The organism is aff. Roholtiella sp. LEGE 12411, assembly GCF_015206995.1.
Classification (GTDB): Bacteria; Cyanobacteriota; Cyanobacteriia; order Cyanobacteriales; family Nostocaceae; genus Komarekiella.
The window spans coordinates 1-22,753 of sequence record NZ_JADEXR010000096.1 but is presented as its reverse complement, the minus strand read 5'-3'; the positions used below and the strand labels follow the sequence as shown (position 1 = coordinate 22,753).

The 22,753-nt window shown below is 42.4% G+C and carries 16 protein-coding genes; 8 read left to right on the top strand and 8 right to left on the bottom strand.

Annotation, left to right across the window (positions count from 1 at the left end):
- The coding region (locus IQ246_RS19555; protein WP_208492219.1) for a hypothetical protein at positions 1-213 on the bottom strand (213 nt) is incomplete at its 3' end.
- A 65-nt stretch (positions 214-278) separates the two neighbouring features.
- Between IQ246_RS19555 and IQ246_RS19550 the strand changes: the two genes are divergently transcribed.
- From IQ246_RS19550 to IQ246_RS19540, 3 genes are all read left to right on the top strand, one after another.
- The gene (locus tag IQ246_RS19550) at positions 279-1,127 is read left to right on the top strand and encodes an alpha/beta fold hydrolase (protein WP_194004999.1); all 849 of its coding nucleotides are present in this window, start codon (positions 279-281) and stop codon (positions 1,125-1,127) included.
- Positions 1,128-1,438: 311 nt separating this feature from the next.
- On the top strand, positions 1,439-2,023 hold the full coding sequence (hemJ, locus tag IQ246_RS19545) for a protoporphyrinogen oxidase HemJ (RefSeq protein ID WP_194004998.1): 585 nt from the start codon (positions 1,439-1,441) through the stop codon (positions 2,021-2,023).
- 306 nt (positions 2,024-2,329) lie between these two features.
- Positions 2,330-3,193, top strand: coding sequence for a DUF6671 family protein (locus IQ246_RS19540; RefSeq protein WP_194004997.1), 864 nt, complete (start codon positions 2,330-2,332; stop codon positions 3,191-3,193).
- Positions 3,194-3,925: 732 nt separating this feature from the next.
- On the opposite strand, the gene IQ246_RS19535 is transcribed toward IQ246_RS19540, so the two are convergent.
- Entirely contained in the window at positions 3,926-4,639 is a 714-nt protein-coding gene (locus IQ246_RS19535) for a hypothetical protein (protein WP_194004996.1), read from the bottom strand.
- Between the two features lie 471 nt (positions 4,640-5,110).
- On the opposite strand from IQ246_RS19535, the gene IQ246_RS19530 reads away from it, so the two are divergent.
- The gene (locus IQ246_RS19530) at positions 5,111-5,974 is read left to right on the top strand and encodes a thermonuclease family protein (RefSeq protein ID WP_194004995.1); all 864 of its coding nucleotides are present in this window, start codon (positions 5,111-5,113) and stop codon (positions 5,972-5,974) included.
- Positions 5,975-6,119: 145 nt separating this feature from the next.
- Here the strand turns inward: IQ246_RS19530 and IQ246_RS19525 are convergent, their stop codons facing one another.
- Positions 6,120-8,891 (bottom strand): pitrilysin family protein, encoded by a 2,772-nt coding sequence (locus tag IQ246_RS19525; RefSeq protein WP_244142091.1) that lies wholly within the window; start codon positions 8,889-8,891, stop codon positions 6,120-6,122.
- Between the two features lie 397 nt (positions 8,892-9,288).
- Between IQ246_RS19525 and IQ246_RS19520 the strand changes: the two genes are divergently transcribed.
- Entirely contained in the window at positions 9,289-9,573 is a 285-nt protein-coding gene (locus IQ246_RS19520) for a YlcI/YnfO family protein (protein WP_304952583.1), read from the top strand.
- Positions 9,574-9,660: 87 nt separating this feature from the next.
- Positions 9,661-10,092 carry a type II toxin-antitoxin system VapC family toxin gene (locus tag IQ246_RS19515; protein WP_194004993.1) on the top strand — a complete coding sequence of 144 codons (432 nt, stop codon included), beginning with the start codon at positions 9,661-9,663 and terminating at the stop codon, positions 10,090-10,092.
- Between the two features lie 47 nt (positions 10,093-10,139).
- On the opposite strand, the gene IQ246_RS19510 is transcribed toward IQ246_RS19515, so the two are convergent.
- From IQ246_RS19510 to IQ246_RS19495, 4 genes are all read right to left on the bottom strand, one after another.
- Positions 10,140-12,233 (bottom strand): prolyl oligopeptidase family protein, encoded by a 2,094-nt coding sequence (locus IQ246_RS19510; protein ID WP_194004992.1) that lies wholly within the window; start codon positions 12,231-12,233, stop codon positions 10,140-10,142.
- Positions 12,234-12,352: 119 nt separating this feature from the next.
- Complete coding sequence (glmS, locus tag IQ246_RS19505) at positions 12,353-14,257, bottom strand: glutamine--fructose-6-phosphate transaminase (isomerizing) (protein WP_194004991.1); 1,905 nt, start codon at positions 14,255-14,257, stop codon at positions 12,353-12,355.
- 405 nt (positions 14,258-14,662) lie between these two features.
- The gene (gene psaC, locus IQ246_RS19500; protein WP_012411495.1) at positions 14,663-14,908 is read right to left on the bottom strand and encodes a photosystem I iron-sulfur center protein PsaC; all 246 of its coding nucleotides are present in this window, start codon (positions 14,906-14,908) and stop codon (positions 14,663-14,665) included.
- Positions 14,909-15,169: 261 nt separating this feature from the next.
- Positions 15,170-15,523, bottom strand: a complete 354-nt coding sequence (locus IQ246_RS19495; protein ID WP_244142090.1) for a DUF1622 domain-containing protein — start codon at positions 15,521-15,523, stop codon at positions 15,170-15,172.
- A 232-nt stretch (positions 15,524-15,755) separates the two neighbouring features.
- Between IQ246_RS19495 and IQ246_RS19490 the strand changes: the two genes are divergently transcribed.
- Positions 15,756-18,140 carry a glycoside hydrolase family 31 protein gene (locus tag IQ246_RS19490; RefSeq protein WP_194004990.1) on the top strand — a complete coding sequence of 795 codons (2,385 nt, stop codon included), beginning with the start codon at positions 15,756-15,758 and terminating at the stop codon, positions 18,138-18,140.
- Between the two features lie 188 nt (positions 18,141-18,328).
- Here IQ246_RS19490 and IQ246_RS19485 read toward each other — a convergent pair whose 3' ends face one another.
- Positions 18,329-18,490: a hypothetical protein gene (locus IQ246_RS19485; RefSeq protein ID WP_194004989.1), complete on the bottom strand. Its 162-nt coding sequence runs from the start codon at positions 18,488-18,490 to the stop codon at positions 18,329-18,331.
- Between the two features lie 145 nt (positions 18,491-18,635).
- Between IQ246_RS19485 and IQ246_RS19480 the strand changes: the two genes are divergently transcribed.
- On the top strand, positions 18,636-22,753 hold a 4,118-nt coding region (locus tag IQ246_RS19480; RefSeq protein ID WP_194005000.1), incomplete at its 3' end, for a PAS domain S-box protein.

Sequence of the window (22,753 nt, the reverse complement as noted above, 5' to 3'; positions counted from 1 at the left end):
GGGCATGGGGCATGAGACATGGGGTATGGGACATGAGACATGGGGTATGGGACATGAGGCATGGGGCATGAGGCATGGGGCATGAGGCATGGGACATGGGGCATGAGGCATGGGGAGAGAAAAAATTTCAAGAGCAAGGGCGATAGTTCTTCCCAATCCCCAATCCCCTATGCCCAATCCCCCATGCCCAATGCCCAATCCCCTATGCCCCATGCCCCAATCCCTTTTACATATCTAAGGCGCTAAGCTTTTGCATTCCAAATTCATAGGAAAATAGCGTGTCAATAACAGAACATAAAATCAATGTAGATTCACTAGAATGGTTTTATCGGGAATCTTCACCAATTGGTAGAACTGACTTACTACCTGTGTTGTTGCTGCATGGCATAGTATCACAAAGTTACAGTTGGCGTCATATTATACCTGCTTTAGCGAATCAGGGTACAAGAGCGATCGCTCCAGATTGGATTGGTTATGGCTTTTCTGCAAAACCAGAAAAACGAGATTTTGCTTACACTCCCGATGCTTTTATTACAGCTTTAGAAGGATTTATTAAAGCGTTAGAAATTGAACGTTTTTCTTTAGTTGTGCAAGGATTTTTAGGTTCTGTAGGACTACAATATGCCTTGCGTCACCCTGAACAAATTGCCAACTTAGCTATTTTAAATACACCCATTTCCACTGCTGCTAAATTACCCTGGAAAATCAAACAAATGGGTTTACCTTTAGCTGGTGAAGTAATGACCCAAGACCCTCTATTAGTTGACCGGACGCTAGAAGGTGGTAGCCGTTACCGAATAGAAGATCGGGATTTAGATGTTTATCGCAAACCATTTTTGAAGACTTCTGCTTCTGGGCGAAGTCTATTAGGAACTATTCGCAATTTGCAACTTGAACCAGCAATGACAGAAATCGAATCTGGTTTTAAAGAATGGCAGCAACCAATTCTTATTCAATGGGGTATGATTGACCCTTGGTTGCCTGTAGACATAGCACAAAATTTTGTCAATTCTGTATCAAATACCGAATTAATCAAACTTAATAACGTCGGGCATTATCCTCAAGAACACTACCATGAGGTGATTTTGCAAGACCTTTTACCCTTTGTGCGTCGTAAAGATTCCTAATGAGAATAGAAATCTGGCAAAAATCGATATTATAAAAATGAAACCACTGTCTTGGAATATTCTGAGCATTGAAAACTGACACTCAGACTTTTCACTGATAAACACAGATAAACATCTATGATTTATCTGTCTTGAAAAGTTTTGCGCTCCTGTTACCTGGACGCGCAATTTTTTCGCTGTCTTGAAAAGTTTCCTAGGTTGGGAAACCCGCCTACAGAACTTTTCGCTGTGTTTATTGGTGTACCCTGCGGGAAGCCACTTCGTGTCTACATCTGTGGTTAAAAAAAATTAAGTTAGAGGTTTTGCTAGTAATGGCTTATTCCTGGTATAAAGCATTTCATATTGTCGGATTTGTAGTTTGGTTCGCCGGTTTGTTCTACCTGGTACGTCTTTTTATCTATCACGTTGAAGCTAACCAAGAATCTGAACCAGCACGCACGATACTGAAGAATCAGTATCAAATTATGGAAAAACGCCTCTACAGTATCATCACCACTCCAGGAATGTTTTTGACGGTAGCAATGGCAATCGGTTTATTAAGCACTGAACCGGATGTTTTAAAAGAAGGTTGGTTGCATATCAAACTACTGTTTGTTGCCATTTTAATCGGCTATCATTATTACTGCGCTCGTCTCATGAAGCAGTTAGCATCAGATGAGTGTCGCTGGAGTGGTCAACAGTTACGTGCTTTAAATGAAGCACCTACAGTCATGTTAGTGGTGATTGTATTGCTGGCTGTATTCAAAAATAATCTACCTACAGATATCACCGCCTGGGGCATTTTTGGCTTAATTATTTTTATGGCGGTTACTATTCAACTTTACGCCAAAAAACGCAAGCGAGATCAGGAGAAGCTAATGACACAGATAGCACAAGTTCCTCAAGAACAAAGTTAGACAAGAGTCAAAAGTCCACAGTCAAAGGCTAGCTTGGACTTTTGACTCTTGACCTGGGACAGCCTAAGCGCGATAATATTTGATCTAGACGCGCATCAGCTTACTTTAAATTAAGAAATGTTAAAAAATCAGTTTGGTATCTCAGGCGTAGATATTTCAGCTACAGCAGCTTTTAAGTAAGTTAGGTACAGAATCTAGATTTCAAAGCCAGATATAAAGACTGTTTTACTCCTAGCTCCTGGCTTCTGAATTCTGCTATAGAACACACCTTTGTTTGCTTACAATAGCGAAGGAGGTAAATCCACGTTGAAAAGTCAATTGTTGTTTAGTAATCGAGTGGGCATACTGGCTACAATGCACCAAAAAGAGAGAGTAATTGCCCCACTCTTGGAACAGGAATTAGGAATTAAAGTTATAGTACCACAAGATTTTAATACTGACGTTTTTGGAACATTCACCAGAGATGTGAAACGTTCAGGTACTCAAATTACGGCAGCAAGATTAAAAGCCGAAAAAGCATTGGAGATTACTGGAGAAACTCTAGCGATCGCTAGCGAAGGAAGTTTTGTACCTCATCCAAGCTTACCTTTTATTTACTCTAACAGAGAAGTTGTCATTTTGTTAGATAAAAAAAATGATTTAGTAATTATTGGTGAAGAATTTTCTTTAGAAACTAATTTCAATTATCAGGTGGTGAACAACTTTGAGGAAGCAATTGATTTTGCTAGAAACGTTGGTTTTCCCGAACATGGAATAGTCATCAAGTTTGAGCTAGCAGCCAAAAATGATATTAAGATTATCAAAGGTATTACTACAGAAGAAAAACTTTTAGAAACTGTGAATGTTGCTTTGAATAATTCCCGACATGGCAAAGTGCATATAGAAACAGATATGCGGGCATTATATAATCCTACGCGGATGAAAAATATAGAGAAAGCCACCCAAGACTTGGTAAAAAAGGTTAACAGCCATTGCCCAAATTGTTCTGCACCTGGTTTTACAATAACTAAAATCATTAAAGGATTACCTTGTGCGATTTGTTATTTACCTACTCCCTTAACTCGTGCAGTAATTTATCAATGTAAAAAATGTAGTTTTAGTCAAGAAAAATTATTTCTTGATGGTAAAGACTTTGCTGATCCTTCCCAATGTACCTACTGTAATCCCTAGGCTTAAAAATGATCGCTAGGATTTAGATAAAACCCCCCCTTGTTAGGTAAAAACATGGGGGGATATAGAGTTAAAGTCCGGTAGGGTAATCGGGCTATCTAAGTATTTAATATTGATGCCATCTTTATTTATTCCTCCTGAAGACAGATAAAAATTTCGTTTAAATCATCTGTTGGTATCTTTAAAAAAATCCCCTGTTGCTAGAAGGCAAAAGGGGAAGATAGAGTTAAAGTTCTTCAGGTGATCGGAATATATATTTATTTATTATTTATAGTGTTTATGTTTATTCCCCTATTAGATAGATAAATATATAATTAAAATAATATAGCATGTATACTATAGTACATAAAGCAAATATTTATTAAAATCAGAAAACCTAATTTTACTACTTGATTAAATACGTAATTATCATGTGTGAATCCTTCCAATTATCAGGCAATATTTTGAATAAATTCTTAGAGTTTTTAATTGCGATCGCTATAAAATAAATAGCTGTAATTTGCAAAAGCGAGTAGGCTAACACCCAATTATCTTTTACCCCTGATGAAAGTAATAAAAAAGCTCTCTTGAGGTTGGCTAGCAAGAGAGCAGCAATATAGCTATGGTGTGAGGAGCAAACTGAGTGTTTGCTTTCATTTATAACCTAACAGGTGAATGTGACAGGCTTATAACAATTATATGAACATCATGCGATCGCTTGCTTGAATAAATGTCTACAATCACTAAATTAACTTAAGTAAAATCTAAATTTTTATTATTAATAACAAAAAACAGGATTTGCTCGTAACAGCAGTCAATAAAATAGCTAAACCAAGTAACTATTCCTAAAAACTTAAAGCCTTCTTCTAATGTGGAATGTAGGAACATTTTTTCTGGGGTAGCTATATCAACAATAGTTGAGACAACAAAGAATAAGAGCGATAGAATTAAGATATTATAATTAGTTTTTTTAAATAACGACTTAAATTTAAATAAATAAATAAAAATTGCAATAGCATACATTGCAAAAAAAATTGCCTCAAACAAATTTTTAATAGGACTAGGATTTTGAAAAGTGCTCAAATCGACAAAAGGGCGGAAATAATATTCATGAATTTGAAATAAGTCATCAAAAAGAATAACTAGTGTAATGCAACCAGAAAATAGTAAAAATCTTGACCACTTTTTGGATTTTAATCCACCTTTTTTTTGTATAAGGAAAGAACTAAATATAGAAGTTGCTGCTGATGCACACCAAAACAATATACCAAGCATAGAAATCATGCCTGTATAAGGAGGTAATTTCGCAATTTCATTAGGATCTACAACTAATTGATAAAACGGAATGCCCTGAATCTTAACTATAATTTGTGTCACTATGAGAAATATTATTGTTGGTAAAACAACTTTGACAATGATTGAAGGTAAATTTTTAAATAATTTTGTATTTAACGAATCTGATTGCATGTCCATCTTAGAGCCACTCCTTAAATAAAAATTTATGTTCTGAAAAAAACAGAGCATATAAATTTATGATTTTTCACCTTTAATGAACTCCGACATCACAGATACAAGTGCTATGGCAGATTAAATATGTATCTACTTTGCCAAAGTGCCTAACCTAGATGGGTATTAAGGTTAATTCAAGGTTAAGTACTCAATAAGAAAATTTTAAACTAAAATGCCACTGAAGTCTTTTGACTTATAAAAAATGTAATAATTGAATTACTCTCATCCTGGATGCAGAGTAATACCTCTAGGCATTAGTCTTTTAGGGATTGCTAAAGTGAGGAGAAGTTAGAGTTCGTTTGAGAAGTCAAAAAATCAGCCCCAACCCTTTCTCCCAAATTTGGGATAGTCGAATACAAAGGGGTGAGGGTAGTTTGAGCATCTAACAGTCAAAAATTACAAAAAATTTAGCGATATTTTTTTGAGTACATGGCACTAACTCTAATTCAAGGTAACTTTAGAGTCATCAAAGCCTCACCTGATGGCGATTCTATTCGCTTCTATCCCATTAACCCCAAGCTGTGGGAGAAATTGCCAACACGAGTCAGACCTAACCACGCCGGGGGTGTACAGCTACGCTTGGATAGCATCGATACTTTGGAAACACACTTCCAAGCCAAGGGTGGTATAGGTATGCAACACCAACCACTGGAATTTGCTCATGGTGCAGCCAGCGAGTTACTAAAATTCTTGGGTTTTAAAAAGATTACCCGTAACGATAATGAAGTAGTCACATCGGCAGAACCAGAAGAAGTACCCGGTTTTATACTTACCCGATTTGCAGACATCTATGGCAGGGCTATAGCTTTTGCTTTCAAAGGCAATTTAAATGAAGAGGATGGTAGCAACGTCTACTTAGATAAATCGTTACTCAAAAAAAGCGTTAACCATCATCTTTTGGCTAAAGGATTCGCTTACCCTACCTTTTATTCCAAGTTATATCCTGACATTCGTCAGGAATTGACTGCTGTCACTGAGAAAGTTCGCAAGGAAAATAAAGGTTTATGGCCAGTAGACAAAACTAAAAAAGGTTTTGTTTTAGAAGAATTAGAAACTATTACTGAGAGTGTTGTCATTCTACCAAAACTATTTCGTAGACTCCTCGGCTATCTTGCAATCAATGATGGCAGTGTGGCTCTAGACGGCTTTTCAAACTATCTTGAGTCTCTCAACGATCGCCTAATAATTCTCCCGGAAGGTCATATTACTGGATTCGACTTCGTGGTTAAAGTTGAGGATCAGAATATCAAGCTAACAACTCAGCCGGAAAATTTGGTTTTCTTAGAAAAATAATTCACAGTTCTGATTAATTACCGTGTATCGCCCAATAGGTTTGGGTTAAGGATTGTTGGTGGAAATTTGAAGTAGAGACGTTGCATTGCAACGTCTCTACTTGTGATGTGTAGCCCCAAAATTATATTTCGGTTGTGTGAGGTAATTAGCTACCTTTGGGTACAGTGTCTCCAGGCCCAGCAGTGACAATCACCAGATTCTCCGGTCTAATTAAATCTTGAATTGTCTGCTGCATCTGAGTCATAGTCACCGCCTGAATACGCTTGGGAAACTCTTGGATCTCTGCTGGAGACAGTCCCAAGACAGCATTATCCAAAATGATGCTAGACACATTACTAGGGTTAGCTAAATCCACAGGGTAGCTGTTGGTAATTGAGCGTTTCGCTGTATTTAATTCAGCCTCAGTTACTCCTTGCTCGCGCAACTGTTTGAGTAAAGCAAGGGTGCTGGCGATCGCTTTTTGAGCATCCCCTGGAGCAGTTTGCATTTGGATCAAGAAGGGGCCGGGATTGATTCCCGCAGCAAACCCACTGTAGATACCATAGGTCAAACCCTGGCGATCGCGTACCTCCGTACCCAGGCGGCTAGATAAGGTATCGCCGCCCAAAATATGGTTCAGCACCAGTGCAGCATAGAAACGCGGGTCTTTGCGAGAAATGCCGTTATAGCCAATGTAAGTAACAGCCTCTGTCTTACCGGGAATCACTTTGTTTAAACGTGTCAAAGTTTGCGGTAATGGTACTGTGGGTACGCTAATTACAGGCGGCTTTCCTGTGGCTTGCCATTTGCCGAACTCCTGATTCAGCAACGCTTTTACCTTCACTAGATCAAAGTCTCCCACTAAGGCGATCGTTGTGGTATCGGGTCGGTAGTGTTCCTGGTAAAAGCGGAGCAAATCATCGCGAGTAATACTCTTTAAACTCTCGGCTGTCGGAAAGCTGTAGAACGGATGACTTTTCGGGTAAATAGCCTGCTGAAACACCCTTCGTCCCACTCCACGAGGGTCATCTAGCTGGACTTTGAGACTGGTTAATGCTCGCTGACGACTCAGTTCTAACTGGTCGGCTGGGAAAGTGGCATTTTTGACTACATCACCCAGAGTTTGAATCAATATTGGCAGGTTTGTTGAAAGTCCCTGACCGCTAATGCTCACTCCCTCGCGGCTAGCGCTGAAATCTAGACCAGCTCCTCGGTCTTCTAAGGTTTTCGCTAGAGTCAGAGCATTTTTAGTCTGCGTCCCATTCATTAAGTTGTTAGCAGTCAGATTTGCTAATCCAGCTTTTTGATTACCGTCAAATTCACTTCCGGCGTCAATTTGTCCGCTGAGGTTAATTGTGGGAACGCTTTTATCCGGTAACAGCAGAACTCGCAAGCCATTTGTCAGAGTCAACTGTTCTGGTAGCGATTGTTTATTGGAATCTGTCGCTGATGTCTCGATTGGCAGGTATTTCGCCAGTTCTGCTGGGTCTACAGGTTTACCGGGGCTGAAGTTTTCCACAGTGCGACTAGAAGCAACATTAGAAGCCCCTGGTTTACCATCTGGTTGGGTTGGCTCAAAAAAACCGATGGTTTGTTTAGCTGGATTCAGGTAAGTTTTAGCGGCTCGTTGTACCTGTACAGGGGTGACTTTAGCGATCGCAGCTAAATACTGTTCAATAAAACGATAATCCCCAGTGATGGTTTGATTATACCCAAGTTGGCTTGCCTGACTGGTAATGTCTTGATTGCCCAGTACAAATGAGGCTTGTAGTTGCGTCTTCGCCCGATTTAATTCTTCTAGGGTGACTGGCTGTTGTTGGAATTTTGACAAGGATTGCTGGAGTACTTGAGCAATTTTTGCTAACTTTTGACCCGGAGCCGCCGTAGCATTAATTTCATACCAACCTGGTTCAATGAGTTCAGCAGCGCTGCCACTCACTGAACTGGCGAGTCCAGATTCCACCAAAGCCTGGTAAAGCCTAGAACTACGTCCGCCTGTAAGGATGGCATCCATCACATCGATCGCAGGGACATCGGGGTGCTTTATATCTGGTAGCGGATAAACAGTTTGCAACAGTGCTGCACTTCCGGGTTGCTTTAAGACAATTGGCGCTTTCTGAGCAGCAGGGGTAGTAGTAGGAGCAGAGAATGAAACTGTGTTCCCTTGTCTTCTTGTCCCCGTGTCCTTTTGTCCTCTTTGTGGTAACTTCCCATAAGTTTCTTTGACAACTTTGAGGACGGGTGCTGTGGCAAAATCCCCTGTAATCACCAAAGTGGCATTATCTGGACTGTAGTAGGTTTGGTAATAATTCTGTACCTGCTCCAGAGTGAATTTCTCTACATCAGCTTTTGTGCCCCCTACAGGTAAACCATAAGCTCTATTGGGGAAAGCACTTCGCATCACTGCTTCACTCAGACGGATATTGGGAAAATTTTGATACCCTTGTAACTCGGAGATTACTACTCGCTTCTCACTTGTTAGCTGATCAGGGCCAATCAAGGCGTTTTCCATACGATCAGCTTCCAAAGTTAGCAGTGCTTCGAGTTTGTCTCGCTGCACTGTGCCAAAGTAGGCTGTTTCGTCGTAACTGGTAAAAGCATTGAACTGACTACCCAACGCACTAAATAGCCGTCCAAACTGCACTGGACGGTCAGTAGTACCCTTGAACATTAAATGCTCTAACTGGTGAGAGATGCCATTCATCCCGGCTCCTTCATTACGTGAGCCTACTTTATACCAGACTTGCACACTCACCACGGGAGCGGTATGGACTTCCTTAGTTAGCACCGTCAAGCCGTTATCCAACACTGTTTTTTGCACCCCTTTGGTGAACGAGGGAGCAGACACGGGTGCAACTGTTGGTGTTGCAGCAGTGGTTAAAGTGCCCGAAAACGGCACAATACTTAGGAGAAGGCTGAGTAAAAACCCAATAAGCATATATGAGCGTAGCTTCATAAGCGATTCAAAACTCAAAATTATAAAACACAGTCCCAAATGGGGATTCAAAATTTAAGTTTCAAACGGAAAAAAGTCTGAAATAATTCTTATTTTTGAATTTGCTTCATAATCAACCATCTTGACTGTTGTTCAAAAGCTGGAAACTGAATCAGCAACATGATGCGATCGCATCACAAGGCAAGTATTTTCACCTATAGTTTAACGAGCGATCGCCTTTATCAACTGGTAATTATTCAATGCTAAGTCATGTCTCAAGTTCCAATCCGGTTGGAAACACCACGATTGGTGCTGCGTACATTTCACTTTAGCGACATAGCAGCGTTCGTTTCTTATCGCTTCACAGTCAAAGAGCAGTTACAATAAATGGTATCATTATTTGGTTATAACCATTGATATGGAACGCGAAGCTCTAACAATCCGGTTTCCATCTGACCTGCTTGCCAAAGCTAGGAAACTCAAGGAAGGCAGCGAATCTTTTAATGATTTAATCATTGAGGCTGTGGAACGGGAAGTGCGACGCCGGCGGGGATGGGCTGCTCATCAAAGGATTATTGCTCGCAGCGAAACCATCAAAGCCAAAACTGGTATCCAACCAGCTTCTACAGAACTGATTCGCAGTCTCAGAGAAGGTAAAGAGCGACGTGATATCGTGTCCGGTTAAAGACTTATCATTTAGACCGCAGGGGGCAGGGGGCTTTTGCGCTTTTTGCACAGATGCGGGAATTATAACTAATTAGGCGGACATGATATGACTAGAGTTTTGTGCCTAGATACCAGCGTTTGGATTCCCTACCTTGTACCAGAAGTTTATCAACCCCAAGCCAGAAATTTAGTAGCAGAAGCATTGAGCCTAAGTATATCCTTAGTCGTTCCAGCTTTTGCTTGGACAGAAGTAGGGTCTGTGCTACGGAAGAAAACCCGGATGGGAGTAATCACAACAGAGGAAGCACTGGGGTTTTTTGAGGACTTCTGCGAACTTCCTATCAATTACATTGAAGAAGAAGCAATTCGGACAAGAAGCTGGGAAATTGCTGAACAATACGGATTAGCCACTCTTTATGATGCAGCATTTCTCGCTTGCGCGGAGAGTGCATCTGCGGAATTTTGGACGGCTGACGCCGCACTTGTGAAGCAACTTATACCCCGACCGGCTTACCTCCGAGAATTAGGGGAAATATAGCAGTCTAAGAAAATTTGTTTTTGGAAGTCTATTAAAGAAATCAATCTTTAAACTTCTACATCCAAAGTACGCATCACAAAAGCCCACTTGTCTGATGCTTCCTCGATAATTTTAGCTGTGGGTTTACCTGCACCATGTCCCGCCTTCGTCTCAATTCTAATTAGTGTTGGTGCATCACCTGCTTGAGCGGCTTGCAAAGCTGCGGCAAATTTGAAACTATGAGCAGGGACAACGCGATCGTCATGATCGGCTGTGGTAATCAAGGTTGCTGGGTAAGCTGTATCTGGTTTGAGATTGTGCAGTGGCGAATAGGCATAAAGTGCTTTGAACTCTTCTGGATTATCCGGCGAACCATATTCGGAAGTCCAAGCCCAGCCGATGGTAAATTTATGGAACCGCAACATATCCATCACGCCTACTGCTGGCAAAGCTGCACCAAATAAATCGGGACGCTGCGTCATACAAGCACCTACTAGTAAGCCGCCATTACTACCACCCGCGATCGCTAGTTTTGCTGGTTTTGTATACTTATTGGCAATCAGCCACTCAGCTGCGGCAATAAAGTCATCAAAAACATTCTGCTTTTTCTCTTTCATTCCTGCTTGATGCCATTCCTCGCCGTACTCGCCACCACCCCGGATATTGGGCATAGCATAGACACCACCCATCTCCAGCCATACCAAGAGACTCACAGAAAAGCTAGGTGTCATTGAAGCATTAAAACCACCATAAGCATAAAGATATGTGGGGTTATTCTCATTCAATTGAATGCCCTTTTTATGGGTGATAAACATTGGCACTGGAGTGCCATCTTTGCTATGGTAAAAAATTTGTTTTGTTTCGTAGTTATCAGGATTAAAATCCACCTTTGGCTGACGGAAAACCTCACTTTTTCCTGTCACCATGTTGTAGCGATAGATAGTTCCTGGTCTAGTAAAGCTGGTGAAACTATAAAAAGTCTCAGTATCATTACGCTTACCACCAAAACCACCCGCAGAGCCAATTCCGGGTAATTCGACCTCGCGGATAAATGCACCCTTGAGGTCAAAAATTTTGATTTGGGTATAAGCATCTTGAAGATAATCAGCAACAAATTGGTTATTAAGTATGCCAACGCTTTCCAAAGTTTCTGCTGATTGAGGAATAATTTCTCGCCAATTTTCTGACGCTGGATTTTTGGGATCAATAGCAATAACTCGTCCACGTGGCGCATCTAAATCTGTGCGGAAATAGAAGACACTATCATCATTATCGATAAAGCTATAATTTGCTTCAAACTGATTAACTAGTTCTATTACTTCAGCATTAGGATTAGTCAAATCTTTGTAGAAAAATAAATTTTTGGGGTCAGTTCCCAGCCAAACTGAAATGATTAGATAACGTCCATCTTCAGTAACATCTCCACTAAAACCCCATTCTTTCTGGTCAGGACGATGGTAAATTAATAAGTCTTCTGATTGATCTGTACCTAATCGGTGATAATAAAGCTTTTGATAATAATTAACATCTTCTAGTTTGGTTTTTTTGTTAGGCTCATCGTAGCGACTATAGAAAAAGCCTTTGTGATCATGTGTCCACGATGCGCCGGAGAATTTAATCCAGTTCAATTGGTCTTGTAGGTCTTCACCAGTTTCAACATCGCGCACTTTCCACTCTTGCCAATCAGAACCAGACGCAGATAGACCGTATGCTAAAAGTTTACCGTCTTCGCTAATAGACAATCCTGCAAGGGCAACAGTGCCATCTTCTGAGAGTTTGTTGGGGTCGAGTAAAACTCTGGGTTGGGCGTCGAGGGTTTTTAAAGTGTAGAGGACGCTTTGGTTTTGTAGTCCATCGTTTTTGAAATAGAAGTATCGTTCGGTGGAACCGTCTTGCAGAGATTCGCCTTCTTTGAATGGGATGCCATATTTTTCATAATCCCAAAGTTTGGTGAGGCGCTGTTTAATTTTTTCCCTCGCAGGAATTTCACTGAGGTAAGCAAAAGTAACTTTATTTTCTGCCTCAATCCAAGTCTTTGTTTCTTCAGAGTCAGGATCTTCTAACCAGCGGTAAGGATCTGCAACTAAAGTACCGTGGTAGTTATCAGCTTGGTTACTCTTGTGGCTGGATGGGTAGGTTAGACGTTTTTTAAAGTAGGGCATAGTCTCAGGTCAAAAGTGTGCTTTACATACTATAAAGATAGACCCAATACTTGAGTCATACACTTGCCAAACCTGTGGGAAAAAGTTTCCTGCTGTTGAGTTGAAGTCTTATCAATAGACTATTCTACCGTTACAGACTTGGCTAAATTCCTTGGCTGATCGACATCTAAACCGCGACGAGCCGCAATATGATAAGCCAATAATTGTAAGGGAACCACTGTAAGGATAGGAGAAAGTAACTCATCTACATCGCAGACGGGAAGCAAGTCGTTAAATATTTCCGCCGCTTCGCCATCATTAACAGGAGTGACGCCAATTAAACGCGAGTCTCTAGCTTTTGCTTCCTGGGCATTAGAAATAACTTTTTCATAAACACTACCAGGAATTGCGATCGCAACTACTGGTACTTTCGCATCTAATAAGGCAATGGGGCCGTGCTTCATTTCTCCAGCGGGATACCCTTCGGCGTGAATGTAGCTAATTTCTTTTAATTTCAATGCTCCTTCCAAAGCTATGGGAAAGTTAATCCCCCTTCCCACAAAAATAAAATCGGTAGTTTCAGCAAATTCGTGGGCTAAATGTTCGGTTAAACTTTCTTGAGTTTCCAAAGTTGCTTCAATATCTTTGGGAATTTGCCGTAATCCGTTGATAATCCGCTCTAAAGCATCTGGAGAAACCGTCTGGCGGCGATAAGCTAAATCTAATGCCAAAGCATAAAACGCCATCAGTTGAGCGGTAAAAGTTTTTGTCGCCGCCACCCCAATTTCAATTCCCGCCAAGGTATTAATGATGTGCGATACCATGTTACCGAGGCTGCTTTCTGGGCGATTGGTAATTCCCAGCATTCGGGCTTGATATTTGGGTTCTTTCCCTTGGCGGCGTTCTTTTTCCATTGCCAAAGCTGCTAAAGTATCAGCAGTTTCACCGGATTGAGTAACACCAATGATCAATGTGTTGGGCGTTAGCGGTGATGGTGCATAGCGATACTCAGAAGCATAATGCACCTGAGTTGAAATTCCTGCTAGTTGTTCGATTAGATATTTTCCTACCAATGCTGCGTGCCAACTTGTACCGCAAGCGACAATCTGAATTTGTTCTAAATCAGTGTAAAATTCTCCAGGTAAACCAAGATTGATTGGCGATTGAGCAGATTCGCCGACTGGATTCACATCAGGATTAAAGTAAGCTTCTAGACTAGCTCTTACTACCCCTGGTTGCTCGTGGATTTCCTTGAGCATGAAGTGCTTAAATCCCTGCTTTTCTACCATTGTGGGATTCAAGTTAAGCATTCGGGGTTGTTTTTTCAACCTGTCGCCAGCAAAGTTGTAAATTTCAACGCCCAATGGTGTTAAGCGGGCAATTTCGCCATTTTCCAGCGGTAGCACTGCACTGGTATGGGAAACGATCGCCGGTGTGTCAGAAGCACAAAAGAACTCGCCTTGACCAAAACCAATTACTAGGGGTGCATTTTGGCGCACAGCAATTAGTTCATCTGGATAGTCAGCAGAAATAATTGCCAGTGCAAATGCCCCTTTCAAACGGTTAACAGCTTGGCGAACTACTTCTAGAAAGGGAGAAGGGGAGTAGGGGAGTGGAGAATAAGGAAGATTCTTTAAATATTCGGCTATTAGATGAGGAATTACCTCAGTATCAGTTTCAGAAAGAAACTCGTGACCTTTTTGTTTAAGTTCTTCGCGTAAGTCGCGGTAATTTTCAATAATACCATTTTGGATCACCGCTATTCGCTTTGCTGTGTCCAAATGAGGATGGGCATTGTACTCTTCTGGTTTACCATGAGTTGCCCAGCGTGTATGACCAATACCAATTTGGGCGGGTGTTTCTATTTGTTCCAGTTTAGAACGCAGGTTATGCAGTTTGCCCTTTGCCCGCACACAATTCACTTCACCTTCCCAAATAGTCGCGATTCCAGCGGAATCGTAACCTCTATACTCAAGTTTTTCCAGACCACCTAGTAAAATTTCTGTCGCTGCTTGAGTGCCTATATATCCAACGATTCCGCACATTGCTCACACCAATTTGTTTTCAGGATCATTAAATCCAGTATAGTTCCTAGCATAAACGTAGCGTTTTGACAAATAAAAAAGGGAGCCGTATGCTCCCTCTAACATTAGGTATTGTTCTAGATTTTGAGCTTTTACAGCTAATTTTCTGCTCTTAAGACTACGGTATCAGAGCAATTTCTAGGAGTTGGATATCCAGAGAATACATTCCCAATCTAAAAGTAAGATTTTGCAAGGCGGGCAGTGGTCACTCTAACAATGCTAAAAATGCTTGCTATTAAAATACTTCAAAAAAGTCTTGAGTGCTGAGTACAAACGCGATTAATCGCGTCTGTACAATAGTCCTGAGTGATGAATCAAGAAATTATTTGATCTTACTTCTTGTCTCAGCACTCAAGACTTAGCTTTTTAGTAAGCTAGACCCATACTGCGAGTAGTTTCGGCTCCCAGGTAAACCCGGATGCTCAAAAAGTCAGTAGGACAAGCTGTTTCACAGCGCTTACATCCCACGCAGTCTTCTGTACGGGGTGAAGAGGCAATTTGAGCAGCTTTACAGCCATCCCAAGGAACCATCTCCAACACGTCAGTAGGACAAGCGCGGACGCATTGAGTGCAACCAATGCAGGTATCGTAGATTTTTACGGTATGAGACATTGAAAAAACCGCTCCTTCCGAGTGTTCTTCTCTGCGAAAGAATCATAATCAAGGCATAGTTTACCGCAGTGCTTGATAGGCCGTAATCAAAAGGCTACATAACTTTAAACAATGTAATAGGCCCCTAGGACAATTTGTTTGTGCGAAATCGTCCTTATTTGCCTACGAGTCAGCAACATCACAGGCTGGTATTTACCCAACTGACTCACTAGAACGAGGCCCAATTGTAAAGTTGCATGAAGCAACAGTCAATTTCAAAGACTAAATTAGGAGCTTATTTGTAGCAGATTTTTCGATTTCTCTTTGCAAAAAGAAGTTTAAAACAGTTCGTAAAACTACGATCGCTGCTGGCTTACCAATTTCATCCCATGTTGGTGCAACTGCTGTACGCAGAATATCCGCAGCCAATTCAAATTCTAGTGCTACCGCCAGCCATCTACCAAGACGCAACCGTAATTCTTCTTTTGCTTCTTCTGGTAGATTGCGGCGAAAAAAGAAAAGCTTAAAAACTGCAATCATCGCTTCTACAGCAGCAAATCCAATTACAAAAGCAGCGCTGGCTTCAATTCCCACTGCTAAAAAAAGTGTTATTTGCTTAATTAAATCTCGTACCAATGTGCTTTTTCCTGAAATAATTTATGAAGAAGGAGTTAAAAGCCAGAATATATAATTTTCCTGACTCATCTTGCGTGAGCTTATTGTAGGCAACTGAGAACTGCATACATATTGATTGCTAAAAAAATATCTGCTAAGTTTTTAGCCAACTTCTAGCGAAAGAAGGAGTCTGAGGCGGAATAAGTCTGTAATTATAAATGCGGAGAAGCTATAACCTGTATGACTACTTAATATGCCGCAATATTTCGGAAAACTACCCACGAGCAGTCAACCTTGGACAATTGTTGATCAAGTACGAGATGTAAACTGGAACGATAAAGCTGTCAATTTCGACTGTGGCAATTCACGCCTTACCATCAGCGTACTTGCCGCCAATTTAATCCGCGTGCGTTTGTCACCAACTGGGGAATTTATGCCTCGTCGTCCGTGGGCGGTGACGTTAGATGATGCAGAATGGGCAATAACACCTTTTACAGTACATGAAACTGAAACAACGGTGGAAATTGAAACACAACAGATTCGCGTGTGTGTGGAGCGGCAAAAGTGTCGTATCGCCTGTTTCGATAAAGCGAATCGTCCGTTTGCCCAAGATGCAGAAATGAGCATGGGTTGGCGCATGGGTGCAGTTGCAGGATGGAAGGAAATTGCAACTGATGAACATTTCTATGGCTTTGGTGAACGCACAGGCTTTCTGGATAAACTCAGCGAAGTAAAAACTAATTGGACAGCAGATGCCTTAGATTACGATGCACTTACTGATGAGATGTACCAAGCCATCCCGTTTTTTATGGCTTTGCGTCCAGATGTTAGCTATGGCATCTTTTTCAATACTACGTTTTGGAGTCAGTTCGATATCGGTGTCGAACAACCAGGTGTCTGGAAGATGGAAACTCGTGGTGGTGAATTAGATTATTACATTATTTACGGCCCTGAACCTGCCCAAATTTTGCGTACCTACACCCAGCTAAGTGGGAGAATGCCGTTACCGCCGAAATGGGCGCTTGGCTATCATCAATGTCGCTGGAGTTACGAATCGGAAACTGTGGTGCGAGAACTGGCGCGGGAATTTCGCCAACGCCGCATTCCCTGCGATGTCATCCATCTTGATATCGACTATATGCGGGGTTATCGGGTATTTACTTGGAGTCCCCAGCGCTTTCCTAACCCGGAAAAACTCATCAGTGATTTAGCAAAAGATGGTTTCAAAACAGTAACAATAATCGATCCAGGTGTGAAGTATGAATCAGAGGCCGATTATCACGTTTTTGACCAAGGCATAGAAAACGACTACTTTGTGCGTAAAGCCGATGGTGAATTGTTTCACGGCTACGTTTGGCCTGATAAAGCTGTTTTTCCTGACTTTTTGCGTTCTGATGTACGTACATGGTGGGGTGATTTACACAAAAGCCTGACTGACATTGGTGTGGCAGGAATTTGGAATGATATGAACGAACCTGCTATAAATGATCGCCCTTTCGGCGATGAGGGGGAAAAAATTTGGTTTCCTCTAGATGCACCGCAAGGGGGAGAGGGGGAAAAAGAATTCCCCGTGTCTTCTTCTACTCATACAGAAGTGCATAACTTGTATGGGTTGATGATGGCTAAAGCTTGCTTGGAAGGATTGCAACGGCATCGAGGCTCTGAGCGATCGTTTGTGTTAACGCGATCAGGTTATGCTGGTGTGCAGCGCTGGTCTTCTGTATGGATGGGTGATAACCACTCGTTGTGGGAACATTTAGAAATGTCTCTGCCGATGCTTTGCAATATGGGACTTTCTGGTGTGGCGTTTGTGGGTTGCGATATTGGTGGGTTTGCAGGTAACGCTACGGCTGAATTATTTGCCCGTTGGATGCAGGTAGGAATGCTGTACCCATTGATGCGCGGTCACTCGGCCATGACTACCGCTCGTCATGAACCTTGGGTATTTGGCGATCGCACTGAAAAAATTTGTCGAGAATATATTAATTTACGTTACCAGCTACTGCCATACATTTACACTCTTTTCTGGGAAGCGGCAACAACAGGCGCACCAATTTTAAGACCGTTACTTTACCATTTCCCTAATGATTCTAAAACCTACACTCTCTACGATCAGGTATTGCTAGGTGCATCGCTGATGGCTGCACCGATTTACCGCCCTGGAGTTGAGCATCGATCTGTCTACTTACCCGTTGGCACTTGGTATGATTGGTGGAGTGGTGAGCGTTACGAAGGCCCTATTCACATTTTGGCTCATGCACCATTGGAAAAAATGCCACTTTATGTACGTGGTGGTGCAATCATTCCTATGCAACCTGTCATGCAGTATGTTGATGAATCACCACTCGACCAACTCAGATTGCGAGTCTGGTGTGGTAATAATAAATATCAATTTTTTGAAGATGATGGGCATTCAACTAAGTATCCAGAGCAAAATTATTCTCTGAGAAATATCCGTGTATCTACTGCTCAAAACCAAACAGTAGTGGAAATTGCACCAAGAGAGGGTAAGTGGACACCTCCACTACGCGAGGTAATTGTAGAACTTGTAGGTGTTGGAGAGCAGTGCTTCCAAGACGATGGTAAGCGGCATATTCTGCAATTCCAAATACCATTTCACGAAATACATCAGCCATAACCCATTAAAGCAATTCGCAATTCGCAATGACGCTCGAAGACTCGCTACCGCTGCGCTAACGCAATTCGCAATTACGTTTTGTGATGGGGATTTAAACCCCGACACAAAACGCGCTGCCTATAGAGGCAGGGGACTTAAACCCCCAAAGTTCATTAAAATTGCACACTGATTGTTAGGGTCGTCCATAGTCAAGAGGAGCCAGTCATGTGCAAAGAGGAGTCGGAGCGTCGGCTTTCGGCCATAGCGTTGCCAACGCCAAACTGAACTTCTCCTAACGCTGCGCTGTAAGCAAAGCCATGCCCAAAGGGCTTTACAGGGGGTTCCTCCCGTTGAATGAACTGGCGTTTCAAATTTAGACTTCCAACAAGAAAATATGCATATAGATAGATGAAAACTATACAAAGCTGTAGCATAAAATACAGGGGGTATGAACCATTAACCCCTCAAAAATACTAAGTTTTACTGCTATAGATAGATGCGGTGACAAAATCCTCAATGTTAAATGCCAACCGCTTGCGGCTGCAAGATTTACTTAAGATTCCTGTACATTCATTGGTGGCACAAATGGCAAGTGCGATCGCCATTTTGATTGGCAGCTTGGTACTGATTGGCTGGTGGCTTGACATCGAAGTTCTTAAGAGCGGCTTCCCTGGTAGTCCCGCCACAATGAAAGTGAACACAGCACTGTGCTTTGTGCTCTCAGGCGTGTCGTTGTGGTTGTATTTAAGAGGAGAGAAAAAGGAGGAGCAAAGGGAGAGGGGAGAAAATAAGAAGAGGGGGAGAGGGGGAAGAACAATTGTAAATTACTCTCCCACAGTTATCAACCCCAAAGAGACCTCCACTTCCCTACTTTTTCACTCCCTCAATCTCACAATTTCTAGAGTTTGTACAATAATAGTTACCTTAATTGCTGCGCTCACACTCGGTCAATATCTATTCAGCTTGAATCTCGGCATTGATGAATTGCTGTTTCGTGACTCTCCAATCTCTGTGGCGACATCGCATCCAGGGCGAATGGGGTTGAACACGGCACTGAATTTTATGCTGCTCAGCATAGCTCTAAATCATCTAGCTGCTCAAAAAAACCAGCGCAGCTATTGGTATGCCCAAACTCTGGCTTTGTTAGCCATTTTGATTTCCTTTCAGGTGCTCATGGGCTATACCTATAAAGTAAAAATTCTCTACGGCATTGCCCCTCATACAACATCAATGGCGTTACACACAGCACTATTATTTATAGTGCTGGGTATGGGCGTTCTGTGGGTACGGGCAGAACAGGGGCTAATGAGAGTAGTGATCAGTGATACTTACGGGGGTTTACTTGCACGTCGTTTGTTAGTTGCGGCGATCGCAGTACCTTTTATAGTGGGGTGGTTAATCGTTGAAGGTCAACGAGCTGGAAAGTACGATCCGGCATTTGCAATATCGGTGTTTGCCATCGTTCTGATTGTGATTTTTGCCGTGTTAATTTGGCAAAGTGCGGCAGTTATTGAACGTTTAAGCAGACAACGGGATATCTCCGATGGGCTACGCCTAAGCGCTCAAGAAGCATTGAGAGCTTACGAAAATAAACTGGGAAGTTTGGTAGATGCCAACGTCATCGGCATTATGTTTGGCGACGCGAATGGTGGTATAGAGCAGGCAAATGACGAATTTCTCAGGATGATTGGTTACACGCGGGAGGATTTACTAGCAGGCAGGATTAGTTGCAAGAATATTACACCTACAGAGCATTTATACTTAGATGACCAAGGAATCCTAGAAGCAAAGGCAAATACCAGCGGTGCTTGTACGCCTTACGAAAAAGAATATATTCGCCAGGACGGTAGCCGCATCCCAGTTTTAGTTGGTTATGTACTGCTGGGAGAAAAACGAGACGAGTTAGTAGCATTTATCCTTGACTTGAGCGAACGGCAAGCCGCGCTACGCGATCGCAAACAAGCAGAAGCGGAGCAACAAAAATTAGTATCGGTGGTAGAAAATAGCTCTGACTTTATTGGTATTGCCACCCTTGAAGGTCAATTACTTTATATAAATGATGCGGGTCAAAAACTGGTAGGACTTTCCAGCCTGAAAGAGGTAAAGCAAAAGACAATATTAGATTACGTAATGCCCGAAGATCAAGCCTATCTTCAAGAACACATTTTACCGACTGTACTCAAACAAGGTCGCTGGCAAGGAGAATTTCGCTTCCAGCACCTCCAGACTAGTCAACCAATACCAGTAGATTACAACATCTTCACTGTCAATGATCACAAAACAGGTCAGCCAATAGCCTTGGCTACGGTGACTCGCAACATTACTGAGCAAAAGCAGGCTGAGGAACGAATACTACAACTAAATAAGGATCTACAACGTCGCGTCATTGAGTTACAAACTTTACTAGATGTAATCCCTATTGGAGTTGGAATCGCCGAAGACCCCGAATGTCGAACTATCAGGGTAAACCCAGCTTTTGCCAAGCAGTTGGGGGTATCACCAGATATAAATGTTTCCCTCAGTGCTCCTACTAATGAAAAACAAACAAGCTATAAAGTTTACCGCGAGGGTAGAGAACTGCCAATAGAAGAACTCCCCATGCAGTACTCTGCTGCTCAAGGTGTCGAAGTTTTGGATGGTGAAGTTGATGTCATCCAGGAAAATGGCAAAATCGTTAAGCTGTTGGTGTATGTTGCACCACTGTTTGACGAAGAAGGTAAGACCAGAGGATGCATCGGTGCATTTTTGGATATTACAGTCCGCAAGCAGGCAGAGGAAGTACTCTGGAATCAGCAAAAATGGTTAGAAAATGTGCTCAATTTGATGCCCAGACCACTCCTGTTTATTGAACCAGGAACAGCGCGGGTGACTTTTGCCAATCGAGCCGCTGACATATTAGCTGGAGGCGAATTTCCCAAAGGATTTCCAGCCGAGGAGTATCACACGGTTTACAACTGCACAGATGCAGCTGGCAATCCTATTCCCAATGACGAAACACCAGGAGCGCGGGTTGCCCGTGGGGAACGTGTGGATGGGTTCGAGATGGACTGGCACACAAGTGGAGGTGTACGCTCACTACTGATCTTTGCCGATACCCTGCCAGCGATGTATGGTTATCCAGCCACCTGTATCATGGTGTTTCAAGATATTAGCAACCTCAAGCGGGTGGAAAAAGCTCTCTCCCTAGGCTATAAAAGACTCCAGTTACTATTTGATACAGCTAGCGATCTCCTATCGAGCCAGCAACCAGTACCACTGATTGACAGTGTTTACCGAAAACTTTCAGAGCAAATTGGTTTGGATGTTTACTTTAACTATTTGGTTGATGAAAGTTCTCAGGTAATGCGGCTAGAGTCTTACAGTGGCATTTGTTCAGAAACGGCAAAAGAAATTGAGTGGATAGCATTTGGTCAAGCGATTTGCGGTACTGTAGCTCAAGAGCGTCATCCAATTGCTGTAGATAATGTCCAGCAATCAACTGACCCGAAAACAGAGTTAATTCGCTCTCTAGGTATTAAGGCATATTATGCTTACCCGTTGATAGCACAGGGGCGGCTTTTTGGAACTCTTAGCTTTGGTAGCCGTACTCGTGTTAGCTTCACCGAGAATCAAAAAGGGATGATGCAAGCAGTATGCGACCAAATAGCGATCGCAATGGAACGTGCTAGCTTAATTGCTTCTTTGCAGCAGCAAGCTGAACAGTTGCGAGAAGCAAACCGGATGAAGGACGAGTTCCTGGCGATATTGTCTCATGAGTTGCGATCGCCCCTCAATGCTATCCTCGGCTGGGCACAACTGCTGCATTCCCGCAAGCTTAACGACATCCAGAAGGATAGAGCTGTAGAGACAATTGAGCGCAATGCTAGGGCGCAAACCCAACTAGTTGAAGACCTGCTGGATATTTCACGGATGATTAGAGGTCAGTTGCGCCTAAATGTCTATACTTGCGATCTAGTTCCGATTGTGAAGTCAGCGATTGAGACTGTTAGCCTAGCCGCCCAATCTAAGGAAATCGATTTGAGATTTTCCCTCGTTTCCCCAAGGGAAGCACAAAATGCAGATTTAGAGTTCAATAGCGAACATATAGCAGATCTAGAAGCAGAATTGGAAATTCCTCAACGCCCCGAAGACTTTTCCCGGAGCGAGTCTAAGGATCTTAGTTCCCAATTATTAGTTTCAGGTGATGCCGAGCGCCTGCAACAGATAATCTGGAATCTGTTATCCAATGCCATTAAATTCACATCCGCAGGAGGGCGCGTTGAGGTGGAATTGTCAGTGGTTAGTGATCAAGAAAAACATCTCCGAGAGCGTCCAGGGCTAACCGACAGCGTAGAACAATTGACAACTGACAAATATGCCCAAATTCAGGTGATTGACACAGGCAATGGTATCAGCCCTAATTTTCTCCCTTATGTCTTTGATCGCTTTCGTCAAGCTGATAGTTCTAGTACTAGATCCTATGGTGGATTGGGACTAGGATTAGCAATTGTGCGTCACTTAGTAGAACTGCATGGCGGTACTGTCCACGTAAATAGTCCCGGTGAGCAGCAAGGAGCGACGTTTACAGTCAAACTGCCACTTTTGAAAAATCAACACTCAACAGCCTCCCCCTGTTTGCCTCTCCCCCTCTCCCC

What these genes read in the sequence shown, in the direction of transcription:
- hemJ (WP_194004998.1), top strand. Translation starts at nt 1,439, where the DNA reads ATGGCTTATTCCTGGTATAAAGCATTTCATATTGTCGGATTTGTAGTT.
- IQ246_RS19535 (WP_194004996.1), bottom strand. Translation starts at nt 4,639, where the DNA reads ATGCAATCAGATTCGTTAAATACAAAATTATTTAAAAATTTACCTTCA.
- IQ246_RS19530 (WP_194004995.1), top strand. Translation starts at nt 5,111, where the DNA reads ATGGCACTAACTCTAATTCAAGGTAACTTTAGAGTCATCAAAGCCTCA.
- IQ246_RS19525 (WP_244142091.1), bottom strand. Translation starts at nt 8,891, where the DNA reads ATGCTTATTGGGTTTTTACTCAGCCTTCTCCTAAGTATTGTGCCGTTT.
- IQ246_RS19515 (WP_194004993.1), top strand. Translation starts at nt 9,661, where the DNA reads ATGACTAGAGTTTTGTGCCTAGATACCAGCGTTTGGATTCCCTACCTT.
- IQ246_RS19510 (WP_194004992.1), bottom strand. Translation starts at nt 12,233, where the DNA reads ATGCCCTACTTTAAAAAACGTCTAACCTACCCATCCAGCCACAAGAGT.
- glmS (WP_194004991.1), bottom strand. Translation starts at nt 14,257, where the DNA reads ATGTGCGGAATCGTTGGATATATAGGCACTCAAGCAGCGACAGAAATT.
- psaC (WP_012411495.1), bottom strand. Translation starts at nt 14,908, where the DNA reads ATGTCTCATACCGTAAAAATCTACGATACCTGCATTGGTTGCACTCAA.
- IQ246_RS19490 (WP_194004990.1), top strand. Translation starts at nt 15,756, where the DNA reads ATGCCGCAATATTTCGGAAAACTACCCACGAGCAGTCAACCTTGGACA.